Below are 15,082 nucleotides of genomic sequence, written 5' to 3' on the forward strand. Positions count from 1 at the left end.
GGAGACCCCTCTATGCCGCCTATCGTGCTGGTGCTCAACGGCCCCAATCTCAACCTGCTCGGTACTCGCGAGCCTGCCACCTATGGCCACGAAACCCTGGCCGACATCGCCGCCCTCTGTGGGCGCAGCGCGGAAAAGCTCGGGCTGACCATCGAGTTTCGCCAGACCAACCACGAGGGCGAACTGCTCGACTGGATCCACGCCGCCCGCGCACGTTGCGCCGGGATCGTGATCAACCCGGCGGCCTGGACTCATACCTCGGTGGCGATTCGCGATGCGCTGGTGGCCAGCGAAGTGCCGGTGATCGAGGTGCATTTATCCAACGTGCATGCCCGTGAGGCGTTTCGTCATCACTCCTTTGTCTCGCCCATCGCCAAGGCGGTGCTGGCCGGGTTTGGCAGCCATGGCTACCACTTGGCCCTGGAACATTTCAGCCACTCGTTGAAAGGATGCGCCTGATGAAACCACGCGTTCTCGCCGGCCTGATCGGCGCCGGCATCCAGGCCTCCCGCACGCCCGCCCTGCATGAGCAGGAAGGTGACGCCCAGGGCCTGCGCTACCTGTATCGCCTGATCGACCTGCAAGCGCTACGCCTGGACAGCCACGCCCTGCCCGAGCTGCTACGTGCCGCCGAGCAGATGCATTTCACCGGCTTGAACATTACCTACCCGTGCAAGCAGGCGATCCTGCCGTTGCTCGATGAATTGTCCGACGAGGCAAAGGGCATTGGCGCGGTCAACACCGTGGTATTCAAAGACGGCAAGCGCATCGGCCATAACACCGATTGCCTGGGGTTCGCCGAGGGTTTCCGCCGCAACTTGAATGACGTGCCACGCCAACGCGTAGTGCAGATGGGCGCCGGCGGTGCGGGCGCGGCAGTGGCGCATGCGCTGCTGGCCGAGGGCGTTGAACAGCTGAGCATTTTTGACCTGGACAGCCTCCGCGCCCGCGAACTTGTGGATAACCTCGCCCGGCGTTTTGGCACCGGTCGTGCCCAGGTCGGCAGCGACTTGATCAATGCCATGGCGGAGGCGGACGGCCTGGTCAACACCACACCGATGGGCATGGCCAAGCTGCCCGGCACACCGGTGCCCCCCGCGTTATTACATGCAGGGCTGTGGGTGGCGGAAATCGTGTATTTCCCATTGGAAACCGAGTTGCTGCGCGACGCACGCGCCTTGGGTTGCCGCACGTTGGATGGCGGCAATATGGCGGTGTTTCAGGCGGTGAAGGCGTTTGAGCTATTCAGTGGCGAGGCGGCGGATGCTGGCAGGATGTTGGCGCACTTCCAGAGCATGGAAAGCTGACTGAAAAACACAGTTCAAATGTGGGAGGGGGCTTGCCCCCGATAGCGGTGTATCAGCCGGAACATGCTCAGCTGACAGACCGCTATCGGGAGCAAGCCCCTCCCACATTGACCGCGTACAGCCAGTTCTCAAGCTTGCAGGTAGCGCAATACCGACTCGCAGATCATCTCCCGGTGCCGCTGCTTGATCGCCTCATCCGACAGTTCAATCTGAAAGATCTCACTGAAGGTATGCCGGTTGGATACACGGTAAAAACTGAACGAGTTGATCAACAGATGCACATCCAGCGGCTCCAACCCTTCGCGAAACAGCCCCATTTCAGCGCCGCGACGCAGGGTCTCACCGAGCCCCTCAAGAATTTTGCTGTTCATGTCCTTGATCGTACTGGTGCGCTTTACGTACTCGGCGTTGTGGATATTTTCGATGCTGACAATGCGCACGAAATCCACGTTCTGGTCATGGTGGTCGAAGGTGAACTCCACCAGCCGGCGGATCGCTTCGCGCGGCTCCAGGGCCGTTAGGTTCATGCGGGTTTCGGTGTTGCGAATATCGCCGTAGAGCTTCTCCAGCACCTCGACGTAGAGCTGCTCCTTGCTGCCGAAGTAGTAATAGATCATGCGCTTGGAAGTGTGGATGCGCTCGGCGATGGCGTCCACGCGGGCGCCGGACAGGCCCTGCTGAACGAACTCGACAATGGCTTCCTGGAGAATATTCTCGCGGGTCTTTTCCGGATTGTTCTTGCGACTCTTGCGCGGTGCATCTGACACGGCAGAGAGGTCGGGAGTCAGGGTCATGGTGCGCTCACGGCGTTTTTATGCAGGCCCGATTATGGGCCGAGGCGCTCCCCGAAGGAAGCACCTCCCCACCGTTATAAACGCGCCTGACGCACCGCACCGCTGCGTGACTTGGCCATCGCTGCCAAACGCACCGCCACGTTGGCCGCGCCATAACCGGCATAGCCGTTCTTGCGCTGGATGATCTCGAAGAAAAACCGCCCCTCGAAGGCTTCGGTGTAGACATGAAACAGCTCACCGCCCTGGGCGTCGCGGTCGTACAGCACGTTGTAGTACGCCAGCTCGCTGAGGAACTCATCGTCGAAATCAAAGCGTGCGGCCAAATCGTCGTAGTAGTTGAGCGGGATATCCAACAGCGGCACCCCGGCCTCCTTGGCCCGGCGCACCTCGGCGAAAATATCCGCGCAATCGAAGGCAATGTGGTGCACGCCCGAGCCGCGATAGCTCGAAAGCGCGTGGGAAATGGCGGTATTGCGGTTCTCGGAAATATTCAGCGGCAGGCGAATCGAACTGCAGCGGCTGCGCAGTGCGCGGCTTTTGACCAGGCCGTAAGGGTCGGGCAGCACCACTTCGTCATCGGCTTCAAAATCCAGCAAGCTTTTGTAGAACAGCACCCAGCTGTCGAGGCTGTCGGCCGGCAGGGCCATGGCCATATGGTCGATGCGCAGCAAGCCGCCGCTGGCGGTGACGGGTTGCAGGTTGAAATCGGTGTCGTATAGCCCGCCTTCGCTTTGGTCCACCAGGTAAATCAAGCTGCCATCCGGCGCGCGCACGGCCGCCAACTCCAGTTCATTGGGCCCGACCAGGCCGCGATAGGGCTGGCCCTTGTAAGCCACCGCCCGCTCCAGCGCCTTGGCGCTGTCCTTGACCCGAATCGCCGTGGCACACAACGACGGCCCATGGGCCTCGAAAAAGTTGTGGGCAAAGGAATAAGGTTCGCAATTGAGGATCAGGTTGATATCGCCCTGGCGCAACAGGCTCACGTTCTTGGAGCGATGCTGGCCGGCCTTGGCGAAGCCCAGGCGTTCCAACCAATGGGTCAGCTTGGCGCCGAGGCTTTCATCCACCGCAAATTCGAGGAATTCGATGCCGTCGTACTCGCTGGCCGCCGGGGTCTCGAACAGGATATCCACGGGCGCGGCGGGTTGTTCCGCCGCCAGGCGCTGGCGGGTTTTCTCTTCCAGGTACAGCAACGAGCGCAAACCATCCGCCGCATTGGCCCGAGTCGGTGCGGCGCGAAAGCCGTCGTTGAAAATCTCCAGGGACAACGGCCCGGTGTAGCCACTCTGGATGATCGGAGCGAGAAACCCAGCCAGGTCGAACTCACCCTGGCCGGGGAAGCAGCGAAAATGCCGGCTCCACTCCAGCACATCCATGGCCAGGATCGGCGCGTCGGCCATTTGCACGAAGAAGATTTTGTCGCCGGGGATCTCGGCGATGCCACTCGGGTCGCCCTTGAGCGATAAGGTGTGGAAGCTGTCGAGCAGCACGCCCAGGCTGGGATGGTCCACCTGACGCACCAGGTTCCACACCTGCTGCCAGGTGTTCACATGTTTGCCCCAGGCCAGCGCTTCATAGCCGATTCGCAAGCCACGGCGGCCCGCGTGTTCGGCCAGCAGGCTGAGGTCGTCCAGCAGGATGCGTTCATCGCCCACGCAATCGGCCGAGGCATTACTGCACACCAGCACCAAGTCGGTGCCCAGCTCCTGCATCAGATCGAATTTGCGCTCGGCGCGCTCGAGGTTGCGCGCCAGACGATCACGGCGGCAGCCCTCGAAGTCTCGAAACGGCTGGAACAAGGTAATGGCGATGCCCAAGTCGGCGCACATCTGCCGGACTTCACGCGGGCTGCCGTCGTAGTACAGCAGGTCGTTTTCAAAGATCTCAACGCCATCAAACCCGGCGGCGGCAATGGCTTCGAGCTTTTCCGGCAGGGTGCCGCTCAACGACACGGTAGCGATGGAACGTTGCATGGGTCACTCCCGGCAATTGTTGTTTATGGCAAATTATTCGCCCACAGCCTACACGCGGCAATTAAAATGTACGAACCGGTTAGTTTTTGGTGCGATTATCGAACACTATGCCCCTTTGATGAATTGACGACTTTTTAACCACTGCGCACCATCGACCTTGCACCAAGACCCAGATCACACCATAAAAATTTCAAAAACGGGTACGACCTCATGCCTCTGCAAAATTCCGCCCTGGCCGCGCGCCCCGGCACCCCGCACGCCGGCATCGGCGACAAGATCCGCGGCGCCCTGGCCGTGGGTAAAACCCGCTGGGGCATGCTGGCCCTGGTGTTCTTCGCCACCACCCTCAACTACATCGACCGCGCCGCCCTGGGCGTGATGCAACCGATTCTGGCCAAGGAAATGAGCTGGACGGCGATGGACTACGCCAATATCAACTTCTGGTTCCAGGTCGGCTACGCCATCGGCTTTGTGCTGCAGGGCCGCTTGATCGACCGGGTAGGCGTCAAGCGCGTGTTTTTCTGCGCGGTGCTGTTGTGGAGCCTGGCCACCGGCGCACACGGCCTGGCTACCTCAGCCGTCGGCTTCATGGTCTGCCGGTTTATCCTCGGGTTGACCGAGGCCGCCAACTACCCGGCGTGCGTGAAAACCACGCGACTGTGGTTTCCGGCCGGCGAGCGCGCGGTGGCGACGGGCATTTTCAACGCCGGCACCAACGTCGGCGCGATGATGACGCCCATGCTGCTGCCGTTGATCCTGCACGTGTGGGGCTGGCAGGCGGCGTTCCTGTGCATGTCGGCGCTCGGGGGTATCTGGCTGGTGTTGTGGGGCTTGAAGTACTACAACCCGGAAGAGCATCCCACCGTTAAACAATCCGAATTGGACTATGTGCAACAGGAAGTCGAGCCGGAACAACCCCGCGTACCGTTCAGCCGCATCCTGCGCATGCGCGGCACCTGGGCCTTCGCGCTGGCATACTCGCTGACCGCGCCGGTGTTCTGGTTCTACCTGTACTGGCTGCCGCCATTCCTGAACCAGCAATACAACCTGGGCATCAACGTGACGCAGATGGGCATTCCGCTGATCATCATCTACCTCACCGCCGACTTCGGCAGCGTGGGCGGCGGCATTCTGTCCTCGTTCCTGATCGGTCGCGGGATGAACTCGATCAAGGCACGGCTGCTGTCGATGTTCTTGTTCGCCTGCTGCATCGTCGGCGTGATCATGGCGGCCGGCTCCAGCCAATTGTGGGTCGCGGTGTTCGCCATCTCCCTGGCCATCGGCGCGCACCAGGCCTGGACCGCCAACATCTGGAGCCTGGTGATGGACTACACGCCCAAGCACATGATGAGCACGGTGTTCGGCTTCGGCGGCATGTGCGCGGCCATCGGCGGCATGTTCATGACCCAGATCGTCGGCCATATCCTGACCGTGACCAACAACAACTACACGCTGTTGTTCACCCTGATTCCGGCGATGTATTTCATCGCACTCGTGTGGATGTACTTCATGGCGCCGCGCAAGATTCCTACGGTAGAGGTGTAATCAACGCCGCCGCTGCTGCCAGGCAGCGGCCAAGCCGCTCATGCAGATCACCCCGATACCGACCACCGTGGTCATGTCGGGGGTATGGCTGAACACCAGCCAACCCAACAACCCCGCAAACACGATCTGGCAATAGCCGAACGGCGCCAGCAAGGCCGGCGCCGCGAAGCGGAACGCCTGGGTGAGCATCAAGTGCGCGGTCATCCCACAGGTGCCCAGCGCCAGCATCATCACCCCATGCCACAGGGTCGGCACCTGCCAGAAGAACGGCACCATCGCACTCATCACCAGGGTGTTGCACAGGCCGGCGAAGAAGTTGCTGGTGGTGGGGCTGTCGTATTGGCTGAGGATGCGCGTGAGCAGTTGGTAGAAGCAGAAGAACAGCGCCGAGCACAGTGGCAGCAGCACCGCCGGGGTGAACAGCTCACCGCCCGGATGGATGATGATCACCACGCCGACAAACCCGCAGATCACCGCCAGCCATTGGCCACGCGTGACGTGCTCGCCGAGCAGGGGCACCGAGAGCGCCGTCACCAGGATCGGCGCAAGGAAATTCACCGCCGTGGCTTCCGCCAACGGGATGTAATGCAGCGCTGTGGTGAAGAACAGGCTGGTGCCCAACAAGCACAACGCCCGCACCACCTGCATCCCCGGCCGTTTGCTGCGCAGCACGCGCAGGCCCGATTGCGGCAGGAAGATCCCGGCCATCAGCAAGGTGTGCACCATGTACCGCGCCCACACCACCATCACGATCGGGTAGAACCCGGCCAGGTATTTGGACAGGGCATCGTGGCTGGAGAACAGGAACGTCGCCAGCACAATCAGCAGGATGCCTTTGAAGGGATGGTTGACGCCGGAAAGCGGGGTACTGACAGTCATTGAATTCTCTTGTGTGGCGAGCTGAATACGGTGGCACTCAACCGAGGTAATCTAGCAGCCGGGCATGCGTCTGCCCCAAGAGCATAACCAAACACCGGGCGAACAGCGCACTAAATCAGTGGATTTGAGTCCAACCCTGCACGCGCGCCCCGGCGTTGCACACTTTTTAATCAAGGCCCTGCCGCTATGAAAAAAATCCTGTTTGCCCTGTCTGCCCTCGCCTTGCTCTCTGCCTGCGATAAAACGCCGAAAGAAGCCCCCAAGCCCGCCCCCGCGTCCGTGCAGGCGACCCTGGTACCGGAAACGCCACCCACCGATAAATGGGTCGGCAAGTGGATCGGCGTCGAAGGCTTGAATCTGAGCATCGCCAAGGACGACAGCATCGGCCGCGGTCATTACATCCTGACCATGCAATATGGCCTGGATGCCGATGCGTCCGGCACGTTCAAGGGCCAGGCAACCGACGAAGGCATCGCCTTCACCCGCCCGGACGGCCCGCAGGTGCTGCGCGCCGGGGATGGCGCAGCCACTGGCTTGAAATGGCTGGCCGATAAAAAAGACTGCCTGATTGTCGCCAGCGGCGAAGGCTATTGCCGCTGATTACGACCATACTCCATCCATATTTTTGCCGGACCGTTAACAAGAGGATTGCCCCATGCTATGGAAAAAAGGCCGACGCAGCGACAACGTGGTCGATGCCCGCGATGACAGCGGCGGCGGCGGTGGCGGGATGCGCTTCGGTGGCGGCAAGGGCCTGAGCCTGACCGCTATCGTGCTGATTGTCGGCATCGGCTGGCTCACCGGCCAGGACCCGATGCAGATCCTCGGCCAATTGACCGGCCAGATGGAGCAGGCGCCGTCGGTCAGCACGCAATCGCGTCAGGCTCCGCCGGCCAACGACGAGCAGGCCGACTTCGTGCGCGCGGTGCTGGGCGACACCGAAGACACCTGGGGCCAGGTGTTCCAGGAGAACGGCCTGGCTTACAAGAACCCGAAACTGATCCTGTTCCGTGGCCGGGTGAACTCCGCCTGCGGTGGCGCCACCTCGGCCAGCGGCCCGTTCTACTGCCCGGCTGACCAGCAGGTGTACCTGGACCTGGATTTTTTCCGTGAAATGTCGCAACGCTTCCAGGCCGCCGGCGATTTCGCCCAGGCGTATGTAATCGCCCACGAAGTCGGGCACCACGTACAAACCCTGCTTGGCATCTCGTCCAAAATCCAGGCCGCGCGCCAGCAGGGCCGGCCGATGCAGGGCGACGGCGGCCTACTGGTCCGCCAGGAGCTGCAGGCTGACTGCTTTGCCGGCGTCTGGGCCAACCGCGCGCAAAAACGCCTGAACTGGCTGGAACCCGGCGATATCGAAGAAGCACTGAATGCCGCCAACGCCATCGGCGATGACCGCCTGCAGCAACAGGGCCAAGGGCGCGTGGTGCCGGACTCGTTTACCCACGGCACGTCGGCTCAGCGCGTGCGCTGGTTCAAGACCGGCTTCGCTCAGGGCCAGATCTCCCAATGCGACACCTTTACGGCCAAGAGTCTTTAAATGCATAAACGCGTGGGCTGGCTGCTGGCGTGGTTGATGTCCTGTTCAGCGTTGGCTGCCGAACACGGCGTCAACCTGGTCAGCCCTGAGCGTTTTCATGTGGATGCGGGCGAGCTCAGCCTGGGCCTGAGCCAGGATTGGCGCCAACCGCTGCCGGAGGTCACGCGGGCGCTGATTATCGTGCATGGCCGCCTGCGCAATGCGCAGACCTATCTGAAAAGCGGTATCGATGCCGCCGCCCATGCTGGCGTTGGGGCACATGTGCTGGTGATCGCGCCGCAGTTTCTCAACCAGTCGGACATTAAACGTCACCACCTGGATGACCAGGTGCTGCGCTGGAAGGGCAATGACTGGATGGCCGGCGCGCCGTCCATCGGTCCGGGCCAGGTCAGCTCTTTTGGCGCTCTCGACCAGATCATCAAACACTTGGGCAACCGCACACTGTTCCCGCACCTGAAAGAAATCGTTGTCGCCGGGCATTCAGGTGGCGGCCAGGTGGTGCAGCGCTTCGCTGTCACCGGCCACGCTCACCCGATGCTGCAGACCGAAGGCATCCGCCTGCGTTATGTGGTGGCCAACCCATCGTCTTACGCCTACTTCAGCCCACAACGCCCGGTGAAGTTCGAAACGGCCGGTTGCCCTGGTTTCAACGACTGGAAGTACGGCATGCAAGGCCTGCCGGACTACGCCAAGGGCCATGGCGCCGAGCAACTGGAACAGGCCTATGTGTCACGCGATGTCACTTACCTGTTGGGCCAACAAGACACCGACCCCAACCACCCGGCGCTGGATAAAAGCTGCGAAGCCGAAACTCAGGGCGCCTACCGGCTGATTCGTGGGCACAACTATTTTGACGCCCTCAAGCAGCGGCATCCGCAGTTGAGCCACAGGCTGGTAGAAGTACCGGGAGTGGGGCATGACGGGGATAAAATGTTTACCTCGCCCGAGGGCCAGAAAGTCCTGTTCGCGCAATAACTGACGAAGCCGGATAAAAATGTGGGAGGGGGCTTGCTCCCGATTGCGGTGCAACAGCCAGCAATTCTTTAACTGACAGACCGCTATCGGGAGCAAGCCCCCTCCCACAGTTGATCTTCATTGCCTGGGCTAGATCATCCGGCGCAGTGCCGCGCAGTCTGTGGCATGCCAATCCGCCAACTCCGGCCAGGGGTTCTCCGGCAGGTTCACCAGCACGGTCCTGGTCCCCGCCGCCCGGCCGCAATCCAGGTCAAAACGATAATCCCCCACCATCACCATCTCGCCGGGTGCCACGTCCCAAGCCGCCGCCAGCCTCAACAAGCCGCCCGGATCCGGCTTGGGCGGTGCGTCCTCACGCCCCAGCACGTCCTCGGCGGCAAAACAGTCCGCCAGGCCAATCGCTGCCAGGGTGACATGCGCCAGTTCCTGCGCGTTGCGCGTCAAAATGCCCAGGCGATAACCGCGTCCGGCCAGCTCGCGCACCAGTTCCACCGCGCCCTCGGCCGCAACCGAACCCAGCGCCAGTTCGCGCTCGTGCTCCAGCAACCAGGCATGCTTGGCCGCCGCAATATCCGCCGGCAACCCGGCCAGATGCGTGAGAATGTCGTCCTCAGGCGCAATTTCCAGCGCCACGCGGATGGCCGCAAAATCATGCACGGCCACCGTGAGGGTGCCGTCCATGTCAAACACCCAATGCCGGACGTCGGCCAGGCTCATGCCCAGTCCTTGCGATGGCGAATCAAGCCTTCCTGGGTCACCGACGCCACCAGTTGCCCGGCGCGGTTGTACACGCTGCCCCGGGAAAAGCCCCTGGAATTGCCAGCCCATGGGCTGTCCATGGCATACAGCAACCAGTCATCGGCGCGCAGATCAGCGTGGAACCACAGCGCGTGGTCGAGGCTGGCGACCTGCATGTCTTTGTGCCACACGGTCTTGCCATGGGGCAGCAGCGAGGTGGTCAACAGGCCGAAGTCCGAGGCGTAGGCCAGCAGGTATTTATGCAACGCCGGCGCATCGGCCAGGGCGCCGTCGGCACGAAACCACACGTACTTGACCGGGTCGGACGGCTGCGGGTTGAACGGGTCTTTTTCGGTCACCGGGCGCACTTCGATGGGCTTGGGGCACAGCAGCTTGTCGCGCATATGCTCGGGGATCAGGTGCGCGCGCTGCTGGGTCAGCTCCAGCTCCGACGGCAGGTTCTCCGGGCCGACCACCACGGGCATGGTGGTCTGGTGTTCGAAACCTGCTTCGTCGTACTGGAACGAGGTGGTGCAGGTGAAAATCGGGTGGCCCTTCTGGATCGCCGTGACGCGGCGCGTGCTGAAACTGCCGCCGTCACGCACGCGGTCCACCGAATACACCACCGGCAACGCGGCGTCGCCTGGACGCAGGAAATAACCGTGCAGCGAATGTACGTGGCGCGCTTCTTCGACGGTCTGGCTGGCCGCCGACAGCGACTGGCCGAGCACCTGGCCACCGAACAGTTGGCGAAAACCCAGGTCCTGGCTGCGGCCGCGAAAGAGGTTTTCCTCGATCGGCTCCAGGGTCAGCAAGTCCACCAGATCTTCCAATACTTGGCTCATAGAGCAACTCCAAAACTCGATAGGGCATTCCGGGCTGCTTATCCGTGCAGCGTGTCCAACCATTGGGCGCGGGTGATGCGGTATAAAACATGCGGACGCAGCAGGTCATCGGCTGCGACCTTGGGGTGTTCGAAATCTGCCTGCGGATCGTAATGCATACCGATGGCCTGCATGACTTTTTGTGATGGCAGATTGGCCTCGGTGGTGAAGGCGACGACCTCATCCAGGCTCAAGCGATCGAAACCACAGCGAAATGCGGTCCAGGCCGCCTCGCTGGCGTAACCCAGGCCCCAGTGCTCGCGAGCCAGACGCCAGCCGATTTCCACCGCCGGGGTGAAATTCGCTTCAAAACTGACGTTCTGCAGCCCGGTGAGGCCGATGAATTCACCGGTATCCTTGCGCTGCAAGGCCCAAAAGCCAAAACCATATTCGGCGAAGTGGCCGCGGATCCGGCCAATCAGTGCAGCGCTTTCCAGGTGGCTCAATTTAGCCGGGAAATAACGCATCACCTGCGGGTCGGCGCACATCTGCGCAAAGGCCTGCAGGTCGCTGTCACGCCATTGGCGCATGATCAGACGTGCGCTTTCCAATTCCAGTATCGGCTCCATGGGTCCCCTCCCTTGCCATGTGCGTGAGTGTACAGCGCTGGTAAGATCCGACGCAGATTCCAGTCAGAAAATCCCATGCCCTTGCCATTGATCTACCACGATGACTACAGCCCCGAGTTCCCGGCGGACCACCGCTTTCCCATGGACAAGTTTCGCCTGTTGCGCGATCACCTGGTGGACAGCGGCCTGACCGAGGACAGCCATTTGCTGCGCCCGCAGTTGTGCCCGGCAGAGATTCTGGGCCTGGCCCATGAACCTGGGTATATCGAACGCTATATGAGCGGCGAGTTGTCTCGCGAGGACCAACGGCGCCTCGGCCTGCCGTGGAGCGAAGCCCTGGCGCGCCGCACCGTGCGTGCGGTGGGTGGCTCGATCCTCGCGGCGGAGCAGGCGCTGGAGCACGGCCTGGCCTGCCACCTGGCCGGGGGCACCCATCACGCCCACTACGATTACCCGGCGGGCTTTTGCATCTTCAATGACCTGGCAGTGATCAGCCATTACCTGCTGGCCAGCGGCCGGGTCAACCGTGTGCTGATCTTCGACTGCGACGTACACCAGGGCGACGGCACCGCGTGCATCCTGCATGACACGCCGGACGCCATCACTGTATCGCTGCACTGCGAAAAAAACTTTCCGGCGCGCAAGGCGCAGAGCGACTGGGACATTCCGTTACCGATGGGCATGGGCGATGCCGACTACCTCAAGGTGGTGGATGACGCGCTCAACTACCTGCTGCCGCTCTACCAGCCGGACCTGGTGCTGTACGACGCGGGCGTGGACGTACACAAGGACGACGCACTCGGCTACCTCAAGCTGACCGATGCCGGCGTCGCCGCTCGCGATGAAAGCGTGATGCGTCACTGCCTGGGCCGCGACATTCCGCTGATGGGCGTGATCGGTGGCGGCTACAGCAAGGACCGCCCTGCCCTGGCCCGCCGCCACGGCATCCTGCACCACAGCGCGCAGCGCGTGTGGACGTCATCAGGTTGTCATTGAACTGTGGACGTTACCCACAATGCCTGTGGAACCAGCTGTGGATAACTTGAGCGTAACGGTCTGAAAGCGGTTAGCCGTATGGCTTGTAGGAAAGTGTACGTTTTTTGATCAGGCAGCTGCGCCTTCGTCGGGTAGAATGCTCGGCCTATTCACAGCACCGTAGCCCTGCCCATGCCTCAGACCTCTCCCCACACTGTCTCTATCATCGGCGGCGGCCCTGCCGGGCTGATGGCCGCAGAAGTCCTGAGCCGGGCGGGCGTGCGCGTGGAGCTGTACGACGGCATGCCTTCAGTGGGGCGCAAGTTCCTGCTGGCCGGCGTGGGCGGCATGAATATCACCCACTCCGAGGCCTACCCGGCGTTCCTCTCACGCTATGCCGAACGCGCGCCGCACATGGCGCCGTTGTTGCGCAGCTTTGGTGCCGATGCGTTATGCGAGTGGATCCATGGCCTGGGCATCGAAACCTTTATCGGCACCTCCGGCCGCGTATTTCCTACGGACATGAAAGCCGCGCCGCTGCTGCGGGCCTGGCTCAAGCGCCTGCGTGAACAAGGAGTGGTTATCCACACCCGGCATCGTTGGCTGGGGTGGAATACCGAAGGTGATTTACTTATCCACAGCCCGGAGGGCGAGAAAACCGTGCGCAGCGCTGCGGTGCTCCTGGCCTTAGGCGGCGGCAGCTGGTCGCGCCTGGGCTCCGATGGCGCCTGGCTCAATTTATTCGAAGAGCGTGGCGTGCCCTATGTGCGCCTGCAGCCGAGCAACTGCGGTTTCGAAGTGTCGGCGTGGAGCGATTTGATGGTCAGCAAATTCGCCGGGGCGCCGTTGAAAAACGTCGCCATTGGGCTGGGCGACGATAAACCTCGCCTGGGCGAATGCGTAGTGACGACCACCGGTATCGAAGGCAGCCTGATCTATGCGCTGTCGGCGCCGATTCGGGAAACGATCAACCGCGACGGCGCCGCCACCGTGCATATCGATCTGCTGCCGAGCAAGCCGTTGCACAAGGTGCAGGCGGCACTGGCCAAGCCGCGCGGGTCGCGGTCGATGAGCAAGCATTTGCACAGTCAACTGGGCCTGGATGGGGTCAAGGCGGCGCTGCTGCGCGAGCTGGCTCCTGCTGAGCACTTCAATGACCCGGCGCAGTTGGCGGTGGATATCAAGGCGTTGCCGTTGAAACTGGTCAGGACGCGGCCACTGGATGAAGCCATCAGCACGGCCGGCGGTGTGCCGTTCGAAGCGCTGGATGAGCGGCTGATGCTCAAGCAAATGCCGGGCGTGTTTTGTGCCGGGGAGATGCTGGATTGGGAGGCGCCGACCGGGGGGTATTTGCTGACGGGGTGTTTTGCCAGCGGCCGGGCGGCTGGGCTTGGACTGTTGGAGTGGCTTAACCGCTGAGAGGGGTGGTGGATTCGAAGCCGCCATCGGGGGCAAGCCCCCTCCCACATTTTGATTTGTGAATACAGTCAAGTGTGGGAGGGGGCTTGCTCCCGATGAGGCCATCAGCCACACCGCAAAATCACTTCTTCTTACGCGGCCCCGTGTTAAAAACCGGCACCTTGCGCACCGGCTTGATCGAAGGCTCCGCCGGCGCCACGTCGCCGCTTTCCACCCACTTGCCCAAATTGCGCTTACCACCGCCACCCGACGTCTTGGGCTTCTTCGGCTTTTTCGGCTTCTTCACCACCTGCCCGCTGGCATCGGTATCCGGCACGCGGTGTTCCGGTTCGAAGTCCGGTTCCATGTTGCGGGTCAGGGTCTGGCGGGTCAGCATCTCAATCGCCGAGAGCATGTTCACTTCATCGGCGCACACCAGCGAAATCGCCTCACCGGTGTTGCCCGCGCGACCGGTGCGGCCGATGCGGTGGATGTAGTCTTCCGCGACGATCGGCAGGTCGAAATTGACCACCAGCGGCAAGTCTTCGATGTCCAGGCCACGGGCCGCCACGTCGGTGGCGACCAGGATCTGCACGTCGCTGGCCTTGAAGCGGTCCAGCGCACGCTGGCGGGTGGCCTGGGGTTTGTCGCCATGGATGCCGTCGGCGTTGATGCCCAGCCCCTGCAACTTATCCACCAGCGCATCCACGCCGTTGCGGGTTTTGGCAAACACCAGCACCTGCTTCCAGCGGCCCTTGCGCATCAGGTGCACGAACAGCTCTGCCTTGCGCTTTTTATCCACCGGCACCACCCACTGTTTCACCGTGTTGGCGGCGACGTTACGCGGGCTAACTTCGATGCTCAGCGGGTCATTGAGCATCTGCCCGGCCAGCAGGCGGATGTCGTCGGAGAAAGTGGCGGAGAACAGCAGGGTCTGGCGCTTTTTCGGCAGCATGCGGTAGATGTTGGCAAGCTCTTCGGAGAAGCCCAGGTCGAGCATGCGGTCGGCTTCATCCAGCACCAGGGTTTGCAGCTGATTGAGTTTCAGCGCGTTCTGGCGGAACAGGTCGATCAGTCGACCGGGCGTGGCAACCAGAATGTCCACGCCCTTGCGCAGCTTCATCATCTGCGGGTTGATGCTCACGCCGCCATACACTGCGTAAGTGGTCAATGGCAGGTGTTGGGCGTACTCGGCAACGCTGGCATGAACCTGCTCGGCCAGTTCGCGGGTGGGGCACAGGATCAGCGCACGCGCCGAATTGGCGGCGACCTTCGGCCCTTCCATCGTCAGCAGCTGCAGCAGCGGCAAGGCAAAGCCTGCGGTCTTGCCGGTGCCGGTCTGGGCCGCGGCCATCAGGTCACGACCGGCCAGCACCGCCGGAATGGCTTGCGCCTGCACCGGCGTCGGGGTCTGGTAGCCAAGCGTCTCAAGGGCGCGCAGCAAGGGTTCGATCAGGCCAAGGGAGGCGAAAGTCATGTGTTTACCGTAGGAAAAATTCAGC

Annotated in this window: 15 protein-coding genes; 8 read left to right on the plus strand and 7 right to left on the minus strand. The window is 62.1% G+C overall.

Annotation, left to right across the window (positions count from 1 at the left end):
• Positions 1-12: 12 nt before the first annotated feature.
• Together aroQ and C4J89_RS23010 are read left to right on the plus strand one after the other, a co-directional pair.
• Entirely contained in the window at positions 13-459 is a 447-nt protein-coding gene (gene aroQ / locus C4J89_RS23005) for a type II 3-dehydroquinate dehydratase (RefSeq protein ID WP_124364504.1), read from the plus strand.
• Entirely contained in the window at positions 459-1,307 is an 849-nt protein-coding gene (locus C4J89_RS23010) for a shikimate dehydrogenase (protein WP_124415654.1), read from the plus strand. Before aroQ ends, C4J89_RS23010 begins: the two co-directional genes overlap by 1 nt.
• Positions 1,308-1,435: 128 nt before the next feature.
• Here the strand turns inward: C4J89_RS23010 and C4J89_RS23015 are convergent, their stop codons facing one another.
• Both C4J89_RS23015 and quiC read right to left on the minus strand, forming a co-directional pair.
• Positions 1,436-2,101: a TetR/AcrR family transcriptional regulator gene (locus C4J89_RS23015; protein WP_124364506.1), complete on the minus strand. Its 666-nt coding sequence runs from the start codon at positions 2,099-2,101 to the stop codon at positions 1,436-1,438.
• A gap of 74 nt (positions 2,102-2,175) precedes the next feature.
• A complete protein-coding gene (quiC, locus tag C4J89_RS23020; RefSeq protein WP_124410839.1) occupies positions 2,176-4,074 on the minus strand; it encodes a 3-dehydroshikimate dehydratase QuiC in 1,899 nt (632 codons plus the stop codon).
• 210 nt (positions 4,075-4,284) lie between these two features.
• Here quiC and C4J89_RS23025 point away from each other — a divergent pair, with 210 nt between their 5' ends.
• Positions 4,285-5,619 (plus strand): MFS transporter, encoded by a 1,335-nt coding sequence (locus tag C4J89_RS23025; protein WP_124364508.1) that lies wholly within the window; start codon positions 4,285-4,287, stop codon positions 5,617-5,619.
• Here the strand turns inward: C4J89_RS23025 and C4J89_RS23030 are convergent, their stop codons facing one another.
• Positions 5,620-6,498 carry a DMT family transporter gene (locus C4J89_RS23030; RefSeq protein WP_065935812.1) on the minus strand — a complete coding sequence of 293 codons (879 nt, stop codon included), beginning with the start codon at positions 6,496-6,498 and terminating at the stop codon, positions 5,620-5,622.
• A gap of 186 nt (positions 6,499-6,684) precedes the next feature.
• Here C4J89_RS23030 and C4J89_RS23035 point away from each other — a divergent pair, with 186 nt between their 5' ends.
• From C4J89_RS23035 to C4J89_RS23045, 3 genes are read left to right on the plus strand one after another with little or no spacing between them, the layout of a single operon-like run.
• A complete protein-coding gene (locus tag C4J89_RS23035) occupies positions 6,685-7,098 on the plus strand; it encodes a lipoprotein (protein ID WP_124415655.1) in 414 nt (137 codons plus the stop codon).
• Between the two features lie 55 nt (positions 7,099-7,153).
• Positions 7,154-8,041 carry a neutral zinc metallopeptidase gene (locus C4J89_RS23040; protein ID WP_124415656.1) on the plus strand — a complete coding sequence of 296 codons (888 nt, stop codon included), beginning with the start codon at positions 7,154-7,156 and terminating at the stop codon, positions 8,039-8,041.
• Positions 8,042-9,016 (plus strand): alpha/beta hydrolase, encoded by a 975-nt coding sequence (locus C4J89_RS23045; RefSeq protein WP_124415657.1) that lies wholly within the window; start codon positions 8,042-8,044, stop codon positions 9,014-9,016.
• A gap of 129 nt (positions 9,017-9,145) precedes the next feature.
• Here C4J89_RS23045 and C4J89_RS23050 read toward each other — a convergent pair whose 3' ends face one another.
• The 3 genes from C4J89_RS23050 to C4J89_RS23060 are packed head-to-tail and all read right to left on the minus strand — an operon-like array spanning position 9,146 to position 11,207.
• A complete protein-coding gene (locus C4J89_RS23050; protein ID WP_124415658.1) occupies positions 9,146-9,733 on the minus strand; it encodes an HAD family hydrolase in 588 nt (195 codons plus the stop codon).
• Positions 9,730-10,599 carry an acyl-CoA thioesterase II gene (gene tesB / locus C4J89_RS23055; RefSeq protein ID WP_124364513.1) on the minus strand — a complete coding sequence of 290 codons (870 nt, stop codon included), beginning with the start codon at positions 10,597-10,599 and terminating at the stop codon, positions 9,730-9,732. The genes C4J89_RS23050 and tesB overlap by 4 nt, the downstream gene beginning before the upstream one ends.
• 38 nt (positions 10,600-10,637) lie before the next feature.
• Positions 10,638-11,207 (minus strand): GNAT family N-acetyltransferase, encoded by a 570-nt coding sequence (locus tag C4J89_RS23060; RefSeq protein ID WP_124364514.1) that lies wholly within the window; start codon positions 11,205-11,207, stop codon positions 10,638-10,640.
• A 75-nt stretch (positions 11,208-11,282) separates the two neighbouring features.
• On the opposite strand from C4J89_RS23060, the gene C4J89_RS23065 reads away from it, so the two are divergent.
• Positions 11,283-12,203: a histone deacetylase gene (locus C4J89_RS23065; protein ID WP_124415659.1), complete on the plus strand. Its 921-nt coding sequence runs from the start codon at positions 11,283-11,285 to the stop codon at positions 12,201-12,203.
• A gap of 171 nt (positions 12,204-12,374) precedes the next feature.
• Entirely contained in the window at positions 12,375-13,601 is a 1,227-nt protein-coding gene (locus tag C4J89_RS23070; protein WP_124364516.1) for a TIGR03862 family flavoprotein, read from the plus strand.
• Between the two features lie 121 nt (positions 13,602-13,722).
• Here C4J89_RS23070 and C4J89_RS23075 read toward each other — a convergent pair whose 3' ends face one another.
• A complete protein-coding gene (locus tag C4J89_RS23075) occupies positions 13,723-15,057 on the minus strand; it encodes a DEAD/DEAH box helicase (protein ID WP_124364517.1) in 1,335 nt (444 codons plus the stop codon).
• Between the last annotated feature and the right edge of the window lie 25 nt (positions 15,058-15,082).

Origin of the sequence: Pseudomonas sp. R4-35-07 (genome assembly GCF_003852235.1) — a bacterium.
Classification (GTDB): domain Bacteria; phylum Pseudomonadota; class Gammaproteobacteria; order Pseudomonadales; family Pseudomonadaceae; genus Aquipseudomonas.

Excerpts from the sequence above, each read along its gene's own strand:
- aroQ (WP_124364504.1), top strand. The coding sequence starts at position 13 with ATGCCGCCTATCGTGCTGGTGCTCAACGGCCCCAATCTCAACCTGCTC.
- C4J89_RS23010 (WP_124415654.1), top strand. The coding sequence starts at position 459 with ATGAAACCACGCGTTCTCGCCGGCCTGATCGGCGCCGGCATCCAGGCC.
- C4J89_RS23015 (WP_124364506.1), bottom strand. The coding sequence starts at position 2,101 with ATGACCCTGACTCCCGACCTCTCTGCCGTGTCAGATGCACCGCGCAAG.
- quiC (WP_124410839.1), bottom strand. The coding sequence starts at position 4,074 with ATGCAACGTTCCATCGCTACCGTGTCGTTGAGCGGCACCCTGCCGGAA.
- C4J89_RS23025 (WP_124364508.1), top strand. The coding sequence starts at position 4,285 with ATGCCTCTGCAAAATTCCGCCCTGGCCGCGCGCCCCGGCACCCCGCAC.
- C4J89_RS23030 (WP_065935812.1), bottom strand. The coding sequence starts at position 6,498 with ATGACTGTCAGTACCCCGCTTTCCGGCGTCAACCATCCCTTCAAAGGC.
- C4J89_RS23035 (WP_124415655.1), top strand. The coding sequence starts at position 6,685 with ATGAAAAAAATCCTGTTTGCCCTGTCTGCCCTCGCCTTGCTCTCTGCC.
- C4J89_RS23040 (WP_124415656.1), top strand. The coding sequence starts at position 7,154 with ATGCTATGGAAAAAAGGCCGACGCAGCGACAACGTGGTCGATGCCCGC.
- C4J89_RS23045 (WP_124415657.1), top strand. The coding sequence starts at position 8,042 with ATGCATAAACGCGTGGGCTGGCTGCTGGCGTGGTTGATGTCCTGTTCA.
- C4J89_RS23050 (WP_124415658.1), bottom strand. The coding sequence starts at position 9,733 with ATGAGCCTGGCCGACGTCCGGCATTGGGTGTTTGACATGGACGGCACC.
- tesB (WP_124364513.1), bottom strand. The coding sequence starts at position 10,599 with ATGAGCCAAGTATTGGAAGATCTGGTGGACTTGCTGACCCTGGAGCCG.
- C4J89_RS23060 (WP_124364514.1), bottom strand. The coding sequence starts at position 11,207 with ATGGAGCCGATACTGGAATTGGAAAGCGCACGTCTGATCATGCGCCAA.
- C4J89_RS23065 (WP_124415659.1), top strand. The coding sequence starts at position 11,283 with ATGCCCTTGCCATTGATCTACCACGATGACTACAGCCCCGAGTTCCCG.
- C4J89_RS23070 (WP_124364516.1), top strand. The coding sequence starts at position 12,375 with ATGCCTCAGACCTCTCCCCACACTGTCTCTATCATCGGCGGCGGCCCT.
- C4J89_RS23075 (WP_124364517.1), bottom strand. The coding sequence starts at position 15,057 with ATGACTTTCGCCTCCCTTGGCCTGATCGAACCCTTGCTGCGCGCCCTT.